General features: G+C 65.8%; 22 protein-coding genes and 2 pseudogenes. 6 read left to right on the forward strand and 18 right to left on the reverse strand.

Translation table 11 applies throughout. The features are described from left to right. Positions 1–283 precede the first annotated feature (283 nt). From ASF44_RS22230 to lipA, 3 genes are read left to right on the forward strand one after another with little or no spacing between them, the layout of a single operon-like run. A complete protein-coding gene (locus tag ASF44_RS22230; protein WP_056901421.1) occupies positions 284–580 on the forward strand; it encodes a YbeD family protein in 297 nt (98 codons plus the stop codon). A 13-nt stretch (positions 581–593) separates the two neighbouring features. After that, positions 594–1265: a lipoyl(octanoyl) transferase LipB gene (gene lipB, locus ASF44_RS22235; RefSeq protein ID WP_082524974.1), complete on the forward strand. Its 672-nt coding sequence runs from the start codon at positions 594–596 to the stop codon at positions 1263–1265. Positions 1266–1270: 5 nt separating this feature from the next. After that, entirely contained in the window at positions 1271–2257 is a 987-nt protein-coding gene (gene lipA / locus ASF44_RS22240) for a lipoyl synthase (RefSeq protein WP_056901423.1), read from the forward strand. 18 nt (positions 2258–2275) lie between these two features. Here the strand turns inward: lipA and ptsP are convergent, their stop codons facing one another. From ptsP to ASF44_RS22260, 4 genes are read right to left on the reverse strand one after another with little or no spacing between them, the layout of a single operon-like run. Beyond that, on the reverse strand, positions 2276–4045 hold the full coding sequence (gene ptsP / locus ASF44_RS22245; RefSeq protein ID WP_056901424.1) for a phosphoenolpyruvate--protein phosphotransferase: 1770 nt from the start codon (positions 4043–4045) through the stop codon (positions 2276–2278). 22 nt (positions 4046–4067) lie between these two features. After that, the gene (locus ASF44_RS22250) at positions 4068–4337 is read right to left on the reverse strand and encodes an HPr family phosphocarrier protein (RefSeq protein ID WP_056901425.1); all 270 of its coding nucleotides are present in this window, start codon (positions 4335–4337) and stop codon (positions 4068–4070) included. Continuing rightward, on the reverse strand, positions 4306–4749 hold the full coding sequence (locus tag ASF44_RS22255) for a PTS sugar transporter subunit IIA (RefSeq protein WP_056901426.1): 444 nt from the start codon (positions 4747–4749) through the stop codon (positions 4306–4308). The genes ASF44_RS22250 and ASF44_RS22255 overlap by 32 nt, the downstream gene beginning before the upstream one ends. Positions 4750–4759: 10 nt before the next feature. Next, entirely contained in the window at positions 4760–5311 is a 552-nt protein-coding gene (locus ASF44_RS22260; protein ID WP_056901427.1) for a hypothetical protein, read from the reverse strand. A 127-nt stretch (positions 5312–5438) separates the two neighbouring features. Between ASF44_RS22260 and ASF44_RS22265 the strand changes: the two genes are divergently transcribed. From ASF44_RS22265 to ASF44_RS22275, 3 genes are all read left to right on the forward strand, one after another. Further along, entirely contained in the window at positions 5439–6509 is a 1071-nt protein-coding gene (locus ASF44_RS22265; protein ID WP_056901428.1) for a hypothetical protein, read from the forward strand. A 66-nt stretch (positions 6510–6575) separates the two neighbouring features. Next, positions 6576–7076, forward strand: coding sequence for a TlpA disulfide reductase family protein (locus ASF44_RS22270; protein WP_056901429.1), 501 nt, complete (start codon positions 6576–6578; stop codon positions 7074–7076). Positions 7077–7162: 86 nt separating this feature from the next. Beyond that, entirely contained in the window at positions 7163–7645 is a 483-nt protein-coding gene (locus ASF44_RS22275) for a GNAT family N-acetyltransferase (RefSeq protein WP_056901467.1), read from the forward strand. Positions 7646–7666: 21 nt separating this feature from the next. On the opposite strand, the gene ASF44_RS22280 is transcribed toward ASF44_RS22275, so the two are convergent. The 14 genes and pseudogenes from ASF44_RS22280 to tuf form a co-directional block, all read right to left on the reverse strand. Then, positions 7667–8173: a peroxiredoxin gene (locus ASF44_RS22280; protein WP_056901430.1), complete on the reverse strand. Its 507-nt coding sequence runs from the start codon at positions 8171–8173 to the stop codon at positions 7667–7669. A gap of 88 nt (positions 8174–8261) precedes the next feature. Next, the gene (gene rpsQ / locus ASF44_RS22285) at positions 8262–8531 is read right to left on the reverse strand and encodes a 30S ribosomal protein S17 (protein ID WP_056901431.1); all 270 of its coding nucleotides are present in this window, start codon (positions 8529–8531) and stop codon (positions 8262–8264) included. Positions 8532–8542: 11 nt separating this feature from the next. Continuing rightward, entirely contained in the window at positions 8543–8764 is a 222-nt protein-coding gene (rpmC, locus tag ASF44_RS22290) for a 50S ribosomal protein L29 (protein ID WP_369820949.1), read from the reverse strand. Between the two features lie 14 nt (positions 8765–8778). Continuing rightward, the gene (rplP, locus tag ASF44_RS22295; protein ID WP_056667638.1) at positions 8779–9195 is read right to left on the reverse strand and encodes a 50S ribosomal protein L16; all 417 of its coding nucleotides are present in this window, start codon (positions 9193–9195) and stop codon (positions 8779–8781) included. Between the two features lie 2 nt (positions 9196–9197). Then, complete coding sequence (gene rpsC, locus ASF44_RS22300; protein ID WP_056901432.1) at positions 9198–10055, reverse strand: 30S ribosomal protein S3; 858 nt, start codon at positions 10053–10055, stop codon at positions 9198–9200. A gap of 15 nt (positions 10056–10070) precedes the next feature. Continuing rightward, positions 10071–10400 (reverse strand): 50S ribosomal protein L22, encoded by a 330-nt coding sequence (gene rplV / locus ASF44_RS22305; protein WP_056667645.1) that lies wholly within the window; start codon positions 10398–10400, stop codon positions 10071–10073. 9 nt (positions 10401–10409) lie between these two features. Next, positions 10410–10688 carry a 30S ribosomal protein S19 gene (rpsS, locus tag ASF44_RS22310; RefSeq protein ID WP_013899633.1) on the reverse strand — a complete coding sequence of 93 codons (279 nt, stop codon included), beginning with the start codon at positions 10686–10688 and terminating at the stop codon, positions 10410–10412. 10 nt (positions 10689–10698) lie between these two features. After that, on the reverse strand, positions 10699–11523 hold the full coding sequence (rplB, locus tag ASF44_RS22315; protein WP_056901433.1) for a 50S ribosomal protein L2: 825 nt from the start codon (positions 11521–11523) through the stop codon (positions 10699–10701). Position 11524: 1 nt separating this feature from the next. Next, positions 11525–11848, reverse strand: coding sequence for a 50S ribosomal protein L23 (gene rplW / locus ASF44_RS22320; RefSeq protein ID WP_056901434.1), 324 nt, complete (start codon positions 11846–11848; stop codon positions 11525–11527). After that, on the reverse strand, positions 11845–12468 hold the full coding sequence (gene rplD, locus ASF44_RS22325; protein WP_056667653.1) for a 50S ribosomal protein L4: 624 nt from the start codon (positions 12466–12468) through the stop codon (positions 11845–11847). Before rplD ends, rplW begins: the two co-directional genes overlap by 4 nt. Beyond that, positions 12468–13142 carry a 50S ribosomal protein L3 gene (rplC, locus tag ASF44_RS22330; protein ID WP_056901435.1) on the reverse strand — a complete coding sequence of 225 codons (675 nt, stop codon included), beginning with the start codon at positions 13140–13142 and terminating at the stop codon, positions 12468–12470. Before rplC ends, rplD begins: the two co-directional genes overlap by 1 nt. 173 nt (positions 13143–13315) lie before the next feature. Beyond that, complete coding sequence (rpsJ, locus tag ASF44_RS22335; RefSeq protein WP_056901436.1) at positions 13316–13630, reverse strand: 30S ribosomal protein S10; 315 nt, start codon at positions 13628–13630, stop codon at positions 13316–13318. A 14-nt stretch (positions 13631–13644) separates the two neighbouring features. Beyond that, positions 13645–13816 (reverse strand): annotated as a pseudogene (locus ASF44_RS31260) (hypothetical protein); the annotation flags it as partial. 1 nt (position 13817) lies between these two features. Then, positions 13818–15026, reverse strand: a pseudogene (gene tuf, locus ASF44_RS22340) (elongation factor Tu); the annotation flags it as partial.

The following is a 15026-nucleotide window of genomic DNA, read 5'->3' on the forward strand; positions in this document are numbered from 1 at the left end:
TCATCGGCTGCAGGCTGGCAGCGCCTGGGCGCCATCTGCTGCAAGCTTGTGAAGCCTCCCCCGAGAATTTCGCAAAGCCACTTATTATACGTAGAAACCCCTGACGCTCGAAAGCTTCACGCTTGCGGCGTTGCATTTGCGCTCCATGACCTCCGCCGCGCGCGCCAGCGTTTCGCGCCATGCCGGCAGTGCGCTGCGGCCGCTGCACGAAAGCAGAGTCAGCGCTGTAGATCACGCTGTGCCACCAGCAGGCCAAGGCCAGCGCCCACCAGGAATCCATTCCATGAACGAAAGCCCCGACACCCCGCAACCCGAAGCGCGCAAGGACTCGCTGATCGAGTACCCCTCGCCGTTTCCGATCAAGGTCATGGGCACCAAGGCCGAAGGCTTCGTGCATGCGGTGACCACCATCGCACGCCAGTTCGATCCGGCGTTCGACGCCAGCACCGTCGAGCTGCGCGAGAGCAAGGGCGGCAACTATCTGGGCGTGACGGTCACGGTGACGGCCACCTCGCGCGAGCAACTCGACGAGCTGTACCGCACGTTGAGCACGCACCCGATGGTCAAGGTGGTGCTGTAGGCGCGTGTCCGCAATCCGCATCGAACAGCGGGGCCTCAGCGACTGCGGCGCTGTCTGCGCCGAGATGCAGGCCTTCACGGCTGCGCGCGCCGCCGACACGCCGGATGCCCTGTGGGTCTGCGAGCACCCGCCCGTGTTCACGCAGGGTCTGGCCGGCAAACCCGAACATATCCTGCTGCCCGGCGACATCCCCGTGCTGGCCACCAACCGCGGTGGCCAGGCCACGTACCACGGGCCGGGCCAGGTGGTGGCCTATCCGTTGATCGACCTGCAGCGCGCCGGCTACTACGTCAAGGAATACGTGCACCGCATCGAGGAGGCCGTGCTGCGCACGCTGGCCCACTTCGGCGTGACCGGCCACCGCGTGCGCGGCGCGCCGGGCATCTATGTGCGGCTTGAAGACCCTTTCGGCCACGCGCGGCTGGAGCCGACGCCGCCTGGCGAGGAACCACGCTTCATCGGCCTCGGAAAGATCGCGGCACTGGGCATCAAGGTCAGTCGGCATTGCACCTACCACGGCGTGGCGCTCAACGTCGCCATGGACCTGGAGCCCTTCGGCCGCATCAACCCTTGCGGCTATCCCGGACTGCAGACGGTGGACCTTTCTACAATCGGCCTCCCCATCACCTGGAACGAAGCGGCGTCGGTGCTGAGCACAAAGCTCGCCACCCACCTCGCCCCCTGACCGCCATGAGCAGCACCGAAGTCGTCCGCGACGCGCAAGACGCCGCCAGCTACAACGCATCCGCCAAGCAGAAGGCCGCGGCCAAGCTCTCGCGCATCCCGGTCAAGGTCGAACAGGCCGAGACGCTGAAGAAGCCCGACTGGATCCGCGTCAAGGCCGGCTCGCCGACCACGCGCTTCTACGAGATCAAGCAGATCCTGCGCGAGAGCAACCTGCACACGGTGTGCGAGGAAGCCTCCTGCCCCAACATCGGCGAGTGCTTCGGCAAGGGCACGGCCACTTTCATGATCATGGGCGACAAGTGCACGCGGCGCTGCCCGTTCTGCGACGTCGGCCACGGCCGCCCCGATCCGCTGGACGCGGACGAGCCGCTGAACCTGGCCAAGACCATCGCCAAGCTGCGGCTCAAGTACGTGGTGATCACCAGCGTGGACCGCGACGACCTGCGCGACGGCGGCAGCGGCCACTTCGTCGAGTGCATCCGCCAGACGCGCGCACTGTCCCCGACCACGCAGATCGAGATCCTGGTGCCCGACTTCCGCGGCCGTGACGACCGCGCGCTCGAGATCCTGAAGGCCGCGCCGCCGGACGTGATGAACCACAACCTGGAGACCGCGCCGCGGCTCTACAAGCAGGCCCGCCCCGGCAGCGATTACCAGTTCAGCCTGAACCTGCTGAAGAAGTTCAAGGCCCTGCATCCCAGCGTACCCACCAAGAGCGGCATCATGGTCGGCCTGGGCGAGACCGACGAAGAGATCCTGCAGGTGATGCGTGACATGCGGGCGCATGACATCGACATGCTGACCATCGGCCAGTACCTGGCGCCCAGCAGCAGCCATCTGCCGGTGCGCCGCTACGTGCATCCGGACACCTTCAAGATGTTCGAGGAAGAAGCCTACAAGATGGGCTTCAGCCATGCCGCGGTGGGCGCCATGGTGCGCTCCAGCTACCACGCCGACCAGCAGGCCGGCCACGTGCTGGCCGCGCACTGAGCGCAGCGGGGGGCGGGCTCAGCCCTTCGTCAGCAGCGCGGCCGGGTCGTCCGCCGCGAGCACCTGCTGCGCCCATGCCGCCAGCTTGCCGGCGTCGGCGCGCAGCACCTCCTGCTTGATCGCGAGGATCTGCGCGGGGTGCATGGAAAAGCTGCGCAGGCCCAGGCCTAGCAGCAAGCGCGTGTATTGCACGTCGCCAGCCATCTCGCCACAGACGCTGACGCCCTTGCCCTGGGCCCGGCATTCCGCGATGGTGTCGGCCAGCAACCGCAGCACCGCCGGATGCAGTGGGTCGTACAGATGGGCCACCGACTCGTCGGCCCGGTCAATCGCCAGCGTGTACTGGATCAGGTCATTGGTGCCGATCGACAGGAAGTCGAAGTACTTGAGGAACAGGCGCACCGTCAGCGCCGCAGCAGGCACCTCGATCATGGCGCCCAATTGCACGGAACCATGCGCTGCGCCGCGGTTGTCCAGCTCGGCGCGCGCGAAGTCGATCAGCGACAGCGTCTGCCGGATCTCGCTGCCGTGGGCCAGCATGGGGATCAGCAAATGCACCGGACCATGCACGGCCGCCCGCAGGATGGCCCGCAGCTGGGTGCGGAACATCGCAGGATCGGCCAGGCTCCAGCGGATCGCACGCAGGCCGAGCGCCGGGTTCAGGTGCGCCTCGTCCTTGGTCGAGCGGTCCAGTGGCTTGTCGGCCCCGACGTCGACGGTGCGGATCGTGACAGGCAGGCCCTCCATGCCCAGCACGGCACGGCGGTAGGCCTGGTACTGCTCTTCCTCGTCGGGCAGATGGCCCTGGCGCCCCATGAACAGGAACTCGCTGCGGAACAGGCCGACCCCTGCGGCACCGCCCTTGAACGCGCCAGGCGCGTCGTCCGGCATCTCGATGTTGGCCAGGAGCTCGATGCGCTCGCCGTCCAGCGTGACCGCCGGCGTATGGCGCAGGCGCGCCAGGCGTTCGCGCTCGAGTTCGCCCTGGCGCTGCTTGAAGCCGTACTCGGCCAGGATGATGGCCGAGGGGTCGACGATGACCACGCCGGCATCGCCATCGATGATGACCCAGTCGTCCTGGCGCACCAGCTGGCTCGCCGTGCGCGCGCCGACGACGGCCGGGATGTCCATGCTGCGCGCCACGATGGCTGTGTGCGAAGTCTTGCCGCCGACATCGGTGACGAAGCCTGCGAACACGCTCTGCTTGAACTGCAGCATGTCGGCCGGCGACAGGTCGTGCGCGATCAGCACCAGCGGCACGTCCACCGTGTCGTCCAGCAGCAGGTCCTGTTGGGTCTTGCGGCGCGGCGCGGTCGGCGGCGCGACGGGCGAAGCCACTCCCTTCATGTAGCGCAGGATGCGCTCGACCACCTGCTCGAGGTCGGCCTTGCGCTCGCGCAGGTACTCGTCCTCCATCTCGTCGAACTGGCGCGCGATGATTTCCAGCTGCGTGGTCAGCGCCCATTCGGCGTTGTAGAGCCGTTCGGTGATCCAGTGCTTGACGCCGCTGGTCAGCGCCTCGTCCTGCAGCAGCATGAGGTGCACGTCCAACATCGCCGAGAGCTCGTGCGGCGCATCGTTCGGCCCCATCTGGGCCACGCTGAGCTGCAGCCGGTGCAGTTCATCGATGACGGCATTGCGGCCCGCGCGCAGCCGGTCGATCTCGCCAGCGACGCGTTCGGGCTCGATGAAGTAGTGCGCAACATCGACGCGGCTCGATGCCATCAGCACCGCACGGCCGATGGCGACGCCGCGGGCGACCGGCAGGCCATGCAGGGAGAACGTCACCGCACGCTCCGCATCGATGCGATCACTCGGCTTCGCCGAACTTGTCGGCGATCAAGGCCAGGACGGCGTCGATGGCTTCCTGCTCCTGCGGCCCCTCGGTGTCGATGACCACGGTGCTGCCCAAGCCGGCTGCCAGCATCATGACGCCCATGATGCTCTTGGCATTCACGCGCCGCTCGCCCTTGGCGATCCAGACTTCGCAGGGAAAGCTGCCCGCCAGCTTGGTCAGCTTGGCGGACGCGCGGGCGTGCAGCCCGAGCTTATTGTTGATGCTCGTGGTGGCTTTGATCATTCCTCTTCCTTGCCTGGTTCTGCGGCGCCGTGATCGCCACCTGCATGACCCCTTGTGTCCCTCCCACCAAGGCGCGCGCGACAAGCCCTTCCAGCGGCTCGTGCCGGTAGCTGACCGTGCGCAGCAGCATGGGCAGGTTGACGCCCGCCACCAGCTTGCTGCGCACGCCATCGACCAGCCGCTGTGCCACGTTGCAGGGCGTGGCGCCAAACACGTCGGTCAGCACCAGCACGGGCACGTTGCCCATCTGCTCCATGGCGATGCGGGCCGCGCCGAAGGTCTCGTCCGGAGACACGTGGGGCTGCACGTCCAGTGCCTGCACGCCACGCTCGCAGTCGGGAAATACGTGCAGCGCGCATTGGCGCAAAGCGTGCGCCAGCGGCGCATGGGCGACGATCAGGATGCCTGTCATGACTGCGGGATTATGGTGCGGGCGCGAAGCTCGAGAAAAAGGTCTCTGCCGCCTCGGCTCGCGCTTGCGGCGCCAATACCACAGCATGCACAAGATGCAGGCCTGCAGGGTCGGCCACGGCGAACCAGACGGCCTGCAATGCAACGGCAGCGCCATCGGCCCCGCGGCCCTGTGCCTGCACGCGCATGGCAGCGGCGCCGGGCTGTGCACCGGCCGGAGCCCAGGCCTGCTCCACCACGCCGCTGGCGTGCACATGGGCCAGCACGGCGGACTTCCAGCCCTCCAGCAGCGCGGAAGAATCGGACGGATTGGACGGATCGGCAGCGGGCACCTGCACATGCGAGACCGCGAAGGTGGCGCCATCTGCATCGCAGCCCAGCATACGCAGCGGCATGCTGCGCCCGCCCATCGCCACCTCCCGCTCCGCCCGGTCGGGCTTGCACGGCAGCAGCATGCGCATCGCCATGCCGTCGATGCGGACTTGCCGCCAGTTCAGCGCAGGGCTGCAGGCCAGCAGCGAGGCCGCCAGCAGCGCGGCAGGCCAGGGACGGGGGCACGACATGCCGGAATTATCGAGCGCTCTCGCCGCGCGCCTGGCCCAGTAAACTGAACTGCTCCCCATGACGCACGACCTAGGCCCCGATCCAGGCATGCCTGGCATGCCGCCACCGCCTTCCCACCCGCCCGCAATGGCGGCAGGGACCACGCGCGCCGGTGCGGGCCTGGCCGGCGCCGTCGGCGACGCGCTCGGCCCGCCGATGGAACAGGCGCATGGCATCGTCCAGGAGTTCCTGCGCAGCGGCAAGATCTCGCGCGCCCAGCTGCAGCGGCTCCGTGCCGCGGTGGAGGATGGACTCCAGGTCGCGCAGCAGAGCCTGCAGCTGGCCGCGCTGGACGAACAGCCGAGAGCCGCCGTTGGCGCACCGCAACGCCTGGACATCTTCGTGTCGCAGGCCCTGGCGCGGCAGATGCCCGGCCTGCAGCACCACCGGGTGCAGGTGCGGCAGCAGACCTCATTGCCCGTGTGGGTGGGCACCGACGCCGAACTGCTGCAGCGCCTGGTCGATACCGCCATTGCCTGGTGCATGCGGCCCGACCACCGCCTGGCGGTCTCCCTCGAGCCCTCGGGCGACATGGGGATCGCCCTGCTGCGCCTGCGTCTGAGCCCCGATAGCACCGCGCAGACCGGGCCGGACACGCGCCAGCGCCTGACCTGGCACCTGCTGCAGGCGCTGGCGCGTGCGGCCGGTGCGCGGCTGGCGCGGCAAAGCCAGGGCGATGACACGGTCCTGACGTTGGGCTTGCAGCAGTTGCACGCGGTCGCCGCCGACCCGCTGCCCGGCGATCTGCTGACCAGCCAGGATGCGCTGGTGGGCAGCGCGGCCGTCCCGCTGCAGCACCAGCGCGTGTTGCTGATCACGCGGCACGAGGCGGTGCGCCAGGAGGTCGAGCATGTGTGCGAAAGCCTGGGCGCGCAGGTCGACTGGGTGGCCACCGGATCCGCCGCGCAACGCCAGTTCGCACAGACCCGGGCTGACATCGTTCTGGTGGATGCGCGCAACATCGACGCTGCGGCGCGGCGCCTGCAGTCGAACCTGCTGACGGATGCACCCGACATCCCATGGATCGAGATCGCGCAAGACGCGGCCAGCATTTCGCTGACCGCATGGATGCGCGAAGACAGCCTGACCCTGCACAATCTGCGCAGCCAGCTGGCGAGCACGCTGCTGTATGGCCTGTCACGGTCGCACGCGCGCTGAAGCGGGTATGTCCACCGAACTTTTCAGCCATTGCCGAGTCGCTCTCCCGGTCCACCCCCTACTGCCATGAAAAAGATCTACTCCCTCGCACTGGTCGCCATCGTGCTGACCGCCGGCGCACTCGGCTACCGTGCGATGGCCGCGCCCACGCCGGCGCCGGATGCCCGCTACGTGCTGCTGGACGGCAGCACGCTGGACACGCAGGCGCTACGGGGCCGCGTCACGCTGGTCAACTTCTGGGCCACGAGCTGCGTGACCTGCGTGGCAGAGATGCCGCAGATCGTCGCGACGCACGACAAGTACCAGGCCCAGGGTTACGACACCCTCGCCGTGGCGATGCAGTACGACCCGCCGAGCTATGTGGTGAACTTCGCCGAGACGCGCAAACTGCCGTTTCGCGTGGCCATCGACAACACCGGCAGCGTGGCCCGGGCCTGGGGCGACATCCAGCTCACGCCCACGACCTTTGTCGTGAACAAGCGCGGGGAGATCGTCAAGCGCTATGTGGGCGAGCCTGACTTCGCGGAACTGCACCGCCTGATCGAGAAGCTGCTGGCCGAGGCCTGACTGCCGCACTGACCCGCCCACGCCCGGTACGGGCACATGCGCAGGAGTCGCTACACTGGGCCGTGCCTTCGACCGCCCGCCTGCCGATGCCAACGATCTGCATCATCCAGCCCGACGAACCCACGTTGCTGGATGCCACGCGTGAGATCTTCTCCGAATACGCCGCCAGCCTCGGCATCGACCTGCAGTTCCAGCAGTTCGACGCCGAACTGGCCTCACTCCCAGGCGTCTACGCCGCGCCCCGCGGAACTTTGCTGCTGGCCCTGGTGGACGATGCCGTCGCCGGTTGCTGCGCCCTGCGACCGCTGGACGACACGGACTACGCCAACGCCTGCGAGATGAAGCGTTTGTACGTGCGCAAGGCCTTTCGCGGCTTCGGCCTGGGCCGCCTGCTGGCCGAGCAGGCCTTGGATGCAGGACGGCGCGCCGGCTACGGCTGCGTGCTGCTCGACACGCTGGACGACATGGAGGCCGCGCGAGCCCTCTATGAGGAACTGGGGTTCGAGGAAGTGCCGCCCTACTACCACAACCCGATCGCGGGCGCGCACTACCTCAAGGCCGAGCTCTGATCGCGCTCGGCCCGGCGGCCATCAGCCCTGGGCTTGCTTGAGCAGCGTGGCCGCGTCGCTGACCTCGAACTTGCCGGGCGCTTCGACGTTCAGCGCCGCCACCTTGCCATCCTTCACGAGCATCGAGTAGCGGTTGCTGCGCAGGCCCATGCCACGGGCCGTCAGGTCCAGCGTCAGGCCGGTGGCCTTGGCGAAATCGGCACTGCCGTCGGCCAGCATACGGACCTTGCCGGCCGTCTTCTGGTCGCGCGCCCAGGCACCCATCACAAAAGCATCGTTCACGCTCACGCACCAGATCTCGTCCACGCCGGCAGCCTGCAATGCGGCCTGGCTCTCGACATATCCCGGCACGTGCTTGGCCGAGCAGGTCGGCGTGAAGGCACCTGGCAGCGCGAACAAGGCAATCGTCTTGCCCGCGCTGGCCTTGGCCACGTCGACCGGGTTGGGGCCGATGCTGCAGCCTTCGCCTTCGACCTCGGAATATTCCATCAGGGTGGCGGACGGAAGGGTGTCGCCGACTTGGATCATGGTGCTCTCTCCTCTGTGGTGAAAAACAAAAACGGCCCACATTGTGGGCCGTTTTCAGGGTGGGTTTGCCGGGGTCACCGGCAAGCCATCAAAGCTCGGGGGCCTTCTGGACCAGGCGGGTCGCGACCCAGGTCTTGGTCTTGGAGATCGGCCGGCTTTCGGTGATCTCGATGGTGTCGCCCAGCTTGAACTCGCTCTTTTCGTCATGAGCGTGGTACTTGCTGGAGCGGGCCACGATCTTGCCGTAAAGCTCGTGCTTGACGCGGCGCTCGATCAGCACCGTCACCGTCTTGGCGCGCTTGTCGCTGACGACCTTGCCGATCAGGGTGCGCTTGAGGGAGGGTTTGGCTTCCGTCATGGTGCTACTCCTTACTTGGCGGCCGCATCGGCGCTGCGCTTCTGGGCCAGGATGGTCTTGGCGCGCGCGATCTCACGACGCGTGCTGCGCAGCGTCGAGGTGTTGTTCAGCTGCTGCGTGCCCTTTTGCATGCGCAGACCGAAATGGGCCTTCTGCAGTGCCTTGACTTCGGCTTCGAGGCCGGCTGCGTCCTTGGCTTGCAGGTTCTTGCGGGATTCCGTGATCTTGGACATTCAGGTCTCCTCGCTCATTGGCCAATCATGCGCGTCACGAAGGTCGTGCGCAGCGGCAGCTTGGCGGCAGCCAGGCGGAACGCTTCGCGTGCGAGCTCTTCGGGAACGCCGACGATTTCGAACACGATCTTGCCGGGCTGGATTTCGGCCACGTAGTACTCGGGGTTGCCCTTGCCGTTACCCATCCGGACTTCGGCGGGCTTTTGCGAGATGGGCTTGTCCGGGAACACACGGATCCAGATGCGGCCACCACGCTTGACGTGGCGGGAAATCGCACGACGGGCCGACTCGATCTGGCGTGCCGTCAGGCGGCCACGGTCGGTGCACTTCAGGCCGAAATCGCCGAAGGCGACCGAGCTGCCACGCGTGGCGATGCCCGTGTTACGGCCCTTTTGCTCTTTGCGGTACTTGCGGCGAGCGGGTTGCAACATGATTACTCTCCTTTACCGTCAGCAGCCGGAGCTGCAGGCGCGGCTACCTTGCGGACGCGCTGAACGGTAGATTTCGGCGCATTTGCGCCTGCGGTTTCGTTGGGGCGCTCGCCACCGTCGCGGCGCGGGCCGCGGTTGGCAGGACGGTCACCCGGGCGGCCATCTCGGCGCGGGCCACGCGGACGACGCTCTTCCTCGGCACGCGGCTCCTGCACTGCGGGTGCATCGCCACGGCCCAGGGTGTCGCCCTTGTAGACCCAGACCTTGACGCCGATGACGCCGTAGGTGGTCTTGGCTTCCGACACACCGTAGTCGATGTCTGCGCGCAGCGTGTGCAGGGGCACACGGCCTTCGCGGTACCACTCGGTACGGGCAATCTCGATGCCGTTCAAGCGGCCGGCGGACATGATCTTGATGCCCTGGGCGCCCAGACGCATCGCGTTCTGCATCGCGCGCTTCATGGCGCGGCGGAACATGATGCGCTTTTCCAGCTGCTGGGTGATGCTGTCGGCGATCAGCTTGGCATCGATCTCGGGCTTGCGCACCTCTTCGATGTTGACTGCCACCGGCACGCCCAGCTGCTTGGCCAGTTCGCGCTTGAGGTTCTCGATGTCCTCGCCCTTCTTACCGATCACGACGCCCGGACGTGCCGAGAAGATCGTGATGCGGGCGTTCTTGGCGGGGCGCTCGATCAGCACGCGCGAAACCGACGCGTTCTTCAGCTTGGCCTTCAGGTACTCACGCACCTTGATGTCTTCGGCCAGCATGCCGGCGAAGTCATTGTTGCTGGCGTACCAACGGCTGGACCAGTTGCGGCTCACCGCAAGGCGGAAGCCGGTCGGATGGATTTTCTGTCCCATAGCTTTCCAGACTTCTTAGTTGCCAACCGTCACGTACACATGGCACGTCGGCTTGCTGATGCGGTTGCCACGGCCCTTGGCGCGCGCGGTGAAACGCTTCAGCGTGGCACCTTGCTCGACATAGATGGTCTTGACCTTGAGCTCGTCGATGTCGGCACCGTCGTTGTGCTCGGCGTTCGCGATCGCGGACTCCAGCACCTTCTTGATGATGACAGCGGCCTTCTTCTGCGTGAATTGCAGCGTGTTCAGCGCTTGATCCACCTTCTTGCCGCGGATCAGGTCCGCCACCAGACGACCCTTGTCGACCGACAGACGGACACCCCGCAGGACTGCACGTGTTTCCATGGTCATTCCTTACTTCTTCTGGACTTTCTTGTCCGCAGGGTGACCCTTGAACGTACGGGTCAGTGCGAACTCGCCCAGCTTGTGACCGACCATCTGGTCGGTGATGTAGACCGGAACGTGCTGCTTGCCGTTGTGCACGGCGATCGTCAGACCGATGAACTCGGGCAGGATCATGGAGCGACGCGACCAGGTCTTGATCGGCTTCTTGTCCTTGGTGGTCACGGCCTTGTCGGCCTTGGCAACCAGGTGATGGTCCACAAAGGGACCCTTTTTGAGAGAGCGGGTCATGTGCTATCCCTTACTTCTTGCGACGCGACACGATCATCACCTGCGTGCGCTTGTTGTTGCGGGTGCGGTAGCCCTTGGTCAGGTTGCCCCACGGGTCGACAGGATGGCGACCTTCACCGGTCTTGCCTTCACCACCACCGTGCGGGTGGTCCACCGGGTTCATGACGACGCCACGAACGGTCGGACGGATGCCTTGCCACCGGGTGGCACCGGCCTTGCCCAGACGGCGCAGGCTGTGCTCTTCGTTGGCGACTTCACCGATGGTGGCGCGGCACTCGATGTGGATCTTGCGCACTTCGCCCGAACGCATACGCACCTGGGCGTAGGCGGACTCGCGGGCCAGCAGCGTGGCCGAAGCACCGGCGGAACGCGCGATCTGCGCACCCTTGCCCGGCTGCAGCTCGATGCAGTGGATCGTCGAACCGACGGGGATGTTGCGGATCGGCAGCGTGTTGCCAGCACGGATCGGGGCTTCGGCGCCCGACAGCAGCGTGGCGCCGACTTCAACGCCGCGCGGGGCAATGATGTAGCGGCGTTCGCCGTCGGCGTAGCACACGAGCGCGATGTGGGCGGAACGGTTCGGGTCGTACTCGATGCGTTCGACCTTGGCCGGAATGCCGTCCTTGTTGCGCACGAAGTCCACCACACGGTAGTGGTGCTTGTGGCCACCACCCTTGTGACGGGTCGTGATATGACCGTTGTTGTTGCGGCCGGCCTTCTGGAATTGCGGCTCCAGCAGCGGCGCGTGCGCAGCACCCTTGTGCAGGTGCGTGCGCGACACCTTCACCATGCCGCGACGGCCTGGCGAGGTGGGCTTCATCTTGATGACGGCCATGTTATGCAGCCTCCCCGGTCAGTTGGAGTTCCTGGCCCGGTTGCAGGGTCACGTACGCCTTGCGCACATTGTCCCGGCGGCCGATGGACTTGCCGAAGCGCTTGGTCTTGCCCTTGGTGTTGACCACGGACACGCCCTTGACCTCGACCTTGAACAGCAGTTGCACTGCGGCCTTGATCTCGTGCTTGGTCGCGTCCTGCAGCACCTTGAAGGTGACCGCGTTGGACTTCTCGGCGACCATGGTGGCCTTCTCGGAGACGACAGGTGCAACCAGCACCTGCATCAGACGGCCTTCGTCGAATTGAGTCGTCTTGGAGGAGCTCATGCGAACATCTCCTTGAGTTTGTCCATGGCGGCCTTGGTCACCAGAACCTTCTTGTAATGCACCAGCGACACGGGGTCGGCGTAGCGCGGCTCGACAACCAGCACGTTGGCCAGGTTGCGGGAGGCCAGGTACAGGTTCTCGTCGACTTCGTCGGCGATGACCATGACCGAAGAGGCCAGGTTCAAGGCCTTCAGGCGCGTGGCCAGTGCCTTGGTCTTGGGCGAATCCACCGTCAGCGATTCAACGACAGCCAGGCGGCCTTCGCGGGCCAGCTGCGAGAAGATGGACGCCATGCCGGCGCGGTACATCTTCTTGTTGATCTTCTGCGTGAAGTTCTCGTCCGGCATGTTCGGGAAAATCCGACCGCCCCCACGCCACAGCGGCGAGGACGTCATACCGGCACGTGCGCGACCCGTACCCTTTTGCTTGAAAGGCTTCTTGGTCGAGTGCTTGACCTGCTCGCGGTCCTTCTGCGCACGCGTGCCCTGGCGGGCGTTGGCGCGGTAGGCCACGACGATCTGGTGCACCAGATCTTCGTTGTAGTCACGACCGAACACGGTGTCGGGCACGTCCACCTTGGACGCGGCCTGGCCTTGGTCGTTCAGGAGTTCGAGCTGCATCAGTTCGCTCCCTTTTCAGTCTTGGCCTTGATGGCCGGACGCACCGTGACGAAACCGCCCTTGGAGCCGGGCACGGCGCCACGGATCATCAGCAGCTGACGGGCTTCGTCGACGCGGATCACGTCGAGGTTTTGGGTGGTGACGGTGTCGTCGCCGAGGTGGCCCGACATCTTCTTGCCCGGGAACACGCGGCCCGGATCCTGCGCCATGGAAATCGAGCCCGGCACGTTGTGCGAACGGCTGTTACCGTGCGACGCGCGCTGCGAACCGAAATGGTGACGCTTGATGGTGCCGGTGAAGCCCTTGCCGATGGTCGTGCCCTGCACGTCCACCTTCTGGCCCACGGTGAAGAGCTCAGCGACGGGCAGGGTTGCGCCGGCTGCGAACTTCGCAGCGGCGTCGGCCGTCACGCGGAATTCCTGGATGATTTCACCGGCTTCCACGCCTGCCTTGGCAAGGTGGCCGGCTTGCGGCTTGGTCACGCGCGATGCACGGCGTGCGCCGAACGTCACTTGCAGAGCGACGTAGCCGTCGTTCTCTTGGGTCTTGACCTGGGTCACGCGGTTGTTGGACACGTCGACCACCGTGACGGGCACTGCATCGCCGTCGTCGGTGAACAAACGCATCATCCCAACCTTGCGCCCCAGCAACCCGAGGGAGTTGCTTTGACTCATTGTTTTCTCCGTAACTCTCGCCGCCTCAACTGCAATTGGCCAAGGCGTTCTCCGAAGAGACGTATGCGAAAGATGGTTGATGATTCCCCACCCAAAACGGGCAGAGCCAAAAATTATAGCCCGGAGTCGCCGAAACGGCAACTCCGGGCCATAGAGAGTCGATCAGGCTGTGTTTATTGCAGCTTGATCTCGACGTCCACGCCAGCCGGCAGGTCCAGCTTCATCAGCGCGTCGACGGTCTTGTCCGTCGGATCGACGATGTCCATCAGGCGCTGGTGCGTGCGGATCTCGAACTGGTCGCGGCTGGTCTTGTTGACGTGCGGCGAGCGCAGGATGTCGAAACGCTTCATGCGCGTCGGCAGGGGCACGGGACCCTTGACGATGGCGCCGGTGCGCTTGGCGGTGTCGACGATCTCGGCTGCGGACTGGTCGATCAGCTTGTAATCGAAAGCCTTCAGGCGGATGCGGATCTTTTGCTTGTTGCTCATGGTGCTCGCTCCGCTCACTCGATGATCTTGGCGACCACGCCGGCGCCGACGGTCTTGCCGCCTTCGCGGATGGCGAAGCGCAGGCCTTCTTCCATGGCGATCGGGTTGATCAGCTTGACGGTGATCGACACGTTGTCGCCAGGCATGACCGAGAGCGCCGAGTCGATCGCGTTCCACCGCGGGGAGNCTGCGCGGCGGCGGGGGGAAGATCGATGATCTTGGCGACCACGCCGGCGCCAACCGTCTTGCCGCCTTCGCGGATGGCGAAGCGCAGGCCTTCTTCCATGGCGATCGGGTTGATCAGCTTGACGGTGATCGACACGTTGTCGCCAGGCATGACCATTTCCTTGCCTTCGGGCAGGCTGATGGCGCCGGTCACGTCCGTCGTGCGGAAGTAGAACTGCGGGCGGTAGTTGTTGAAGAACGGCGTGTGACGGCCACCTTCGTCCTTGGACAGCACGTACACCTCGGAGGTGAAGTGCGTGTGCGGCTTGATCGAGCCGGGCTTGCACAGCACTTGGCCGCGCTCGACTTCTTCGCGCTTGGTGCCGCGCAGCAAGATGCCGACGTTGTCGCCTGCCTGGCCTTGGTCCAGCAGCTTGCGGAACATTTCCACGCCGGTGCAGATGGTCTTGGCCGTGGCCTTGATGCCCACGATCTCGATTTCTTCACCGACCTTGATGATGCCGCGCTCGACACGGCCGGTCACGACGGTGCCGCGGCCGGAGATGGAGAACACGTCTTCCACGGGCATCAGGAAGGCGCCGTCGATGGCGCGTTCGGGCGTGGGGATGTAGCTGTCCAGCGCGTCGGCCAGCTTCAGGATGGCGCCYTCGCCCAGGTCGCCCTTGTCGCCTTCGATGGCGAGCTTGGCCGAGCCGTGGATGATGGGGGTGTCGTCGCCGGGGAATTCGTACTTGTCCAGCAGTTCGCGCACTTCCATTTCGACGAGCTCGAGCAGTTCGGCGTCGTCCACCATGTCGCACTTGTTCAGGAACACGATGATGTAGGGCACGCCGACCTGGCGGGCCAGCAGGATGTGCTCACGGGTCTGGGGCATCGGGCCGTCGGCGGCCGAGCACACCAGGATGGCGCCGTCCATCTGGGCGGCACCGGTGATCATGTTCTTGACGTAGTCGGCGTGGCCGGGGCAGTCCACGTGGGCGTAGTGGCGCGTGGCGGTTTCGTACTCGACGTGCGCGGTGTTGATCGTGATGCCGCGGGCCTTTTCTTCGGGAGCCGCGTCGATCTGGTCGTAGGCCTTGGCCTGGCCGCCGAACTTGGCCGCCAGAACGGTCGTGATCGCTGCCGTCAGCGTGGTCTTGCCGTGGTCCACGTGGCCGATCGTGCCGACGTTCACGTGCGGCTTGGTCCGCGCGAATTTCTCTTTTGCCAT

This window comes from Pseudorhodoferax sp. Leaf274 (assembly GCF_001422445.1).
Classification (GTDB): Bacteria; Pseudomonadota; Gammaproteobacteria; order Burkholderiales; family Burkholderiaceae_C; genus Pseudorhodoferax.

What these genes read in the sequence shown, in the direction of transcription:
- ASF44_RS22230 (WP_056901421.1), top strand. Translation starts at nt 284, where the DNA reads ATGAACGAAAGCCCCGACACCCCGCAACCCGAAGCGCGCAAGGACTCG.
- lipA (WP_056901423.1), top strand. Translation starts at nt 1,271, where the DNA reads ATGAGCAGCACCGAAGTCGTCCGCGACGCGCAAGACGCCGCCAGCTAC.
- ASF44_RS22250 (WP_056901425.1), bottom strand. Translation starts at nt 4,337, where the DNA reads ATGATCAAAGCCACCACGAGCATCAACAATAAGCTCGGGCTGCACGCC.
- ASF44_RS22255 (WP_056901426.1), bottom strand. Translation starts at nt 4,749, where the DNA reads ATGACAGGCATCCTGATCGTCGCCCATGCGCCGCTGGCGCACGCTTTG.
- ASF44_RS22260 (WP_056901427.1), bottom strand. Translation starts at nt 5,311, where the DNA reads ATGTCGTGCCCCCGTCCCTGGCCTGCCGCGCTGCTGGCGGCCTCGCTG.
- ASF44_RS22265 (WP_056901428.1), top strand. Translation starts at nt 5,439, where the DNA reads ATGGCGGCAGGGACCACGCGCGCCGGTGCGGGCCTGGCCGGCGCCGTC.
- ASF44_RS22270 (WP_056901429.1), top strand. Translation starts at nt 6,576, where the DNA reads ATGAAAAAGATCTACTCCCTCGCACTGGTCGCCATCGTGCTGACCGCC.
- ASF44_RS22275 (WP_056901467.1), top strand. Translation starts at nt 7,163, where the DNA reads ATGCCAACGATCTGCATCATCCAGCCCGACGAACCCACGTTGCTGGAT.
- ASF44_RS22280 (WP_056901430.1), bottom strand. Translation starts at nt 8,173, where the DNA reads ATGATCCAAGTCGGCGACACCCTTCCGTCCGCCACCCTGATGGAATAT.
- rpsQ (WP_056901431.1), bottom strand. Translation starts at nt 8,531, where the DNA reads ATGACGGAAGCCAAACCCTCCCTCAAGCGCACCCTGATCGGCAAGGTC.
- rpmC (WP_369820949.1), bottom strand. Translation starts at nt 8,764, where the DNA reads ATGTCCAAGATCACGGAATCCCGCAAGAACCTGCAAGCCAAGGACGCA.
- rplP (WP_056667638.1), bottom strand. Translation starts at nt 9,195, where the DNA reads ATGTTGCAACCCGCTCGCCGCAAGTACCGCAAAGAGCAAAAGGGCCGT.
- rpsC (WP_056901432.1), bottom strand. Translation starts at nt 10,055, where the DNA reads ATGGGACAGAAAATCCATCCGACCGGCTTCCGCCTTGCGGTGAGCCGC.
- rplV (WP_056667645.1), bottom strand. Translation starts at nt 10,400, where the DNA reads ATGGAAACACGTGCAGTCCTGCGGGGTGTCCGTCTGTCGGTCGACAAG.
- rpsS (WP_013899633.1), bottom strand. Translation starts at nt 10,688, where the DNA reads ATGACCCGCTCTCTCAAAAAGGGTCCCTTTGTGGACCATCACCTGGTT.
- rplB (WP_056901433.1), bottom strand. Translation starts at nt 11,523, where the DNA reads ATGGCCGTCATCAAGATGAAGCCCACCTCGCCAGGCCGTCGCGGCATG.
- rplW (WP_056901434.1), bottom strand. Translation starts at nt 11,848, where the DNA reads ATGAGCTCCTCCAAGACGACTCAATTCGACGAAGGCCGTCTGATGCAG.
- rplD (WP_056667653.1), bottom strand. Translation starts at nt 12,468, where the DNA reads ATGCAGCTCGAACTCCTGAACGACCAAGGCCAGGCCGCGTCCAAGGTG.
- rplC (WP_056901435.1), bottom strand. Translation starts at nt 13,142, where the DNA reads ATGAGTCAAAGCAACTCCCTCGGGTTGCTGGGGCGCAAGGTTGGGATG.
- rpsJ (WP_056901436.1), bottom strand. Translation starts at nt 13,630, where the DNA reads ATGAGCAACAAGCAAAAGATCCGCATCCGCCTGAAGGCTTTCGATTAC.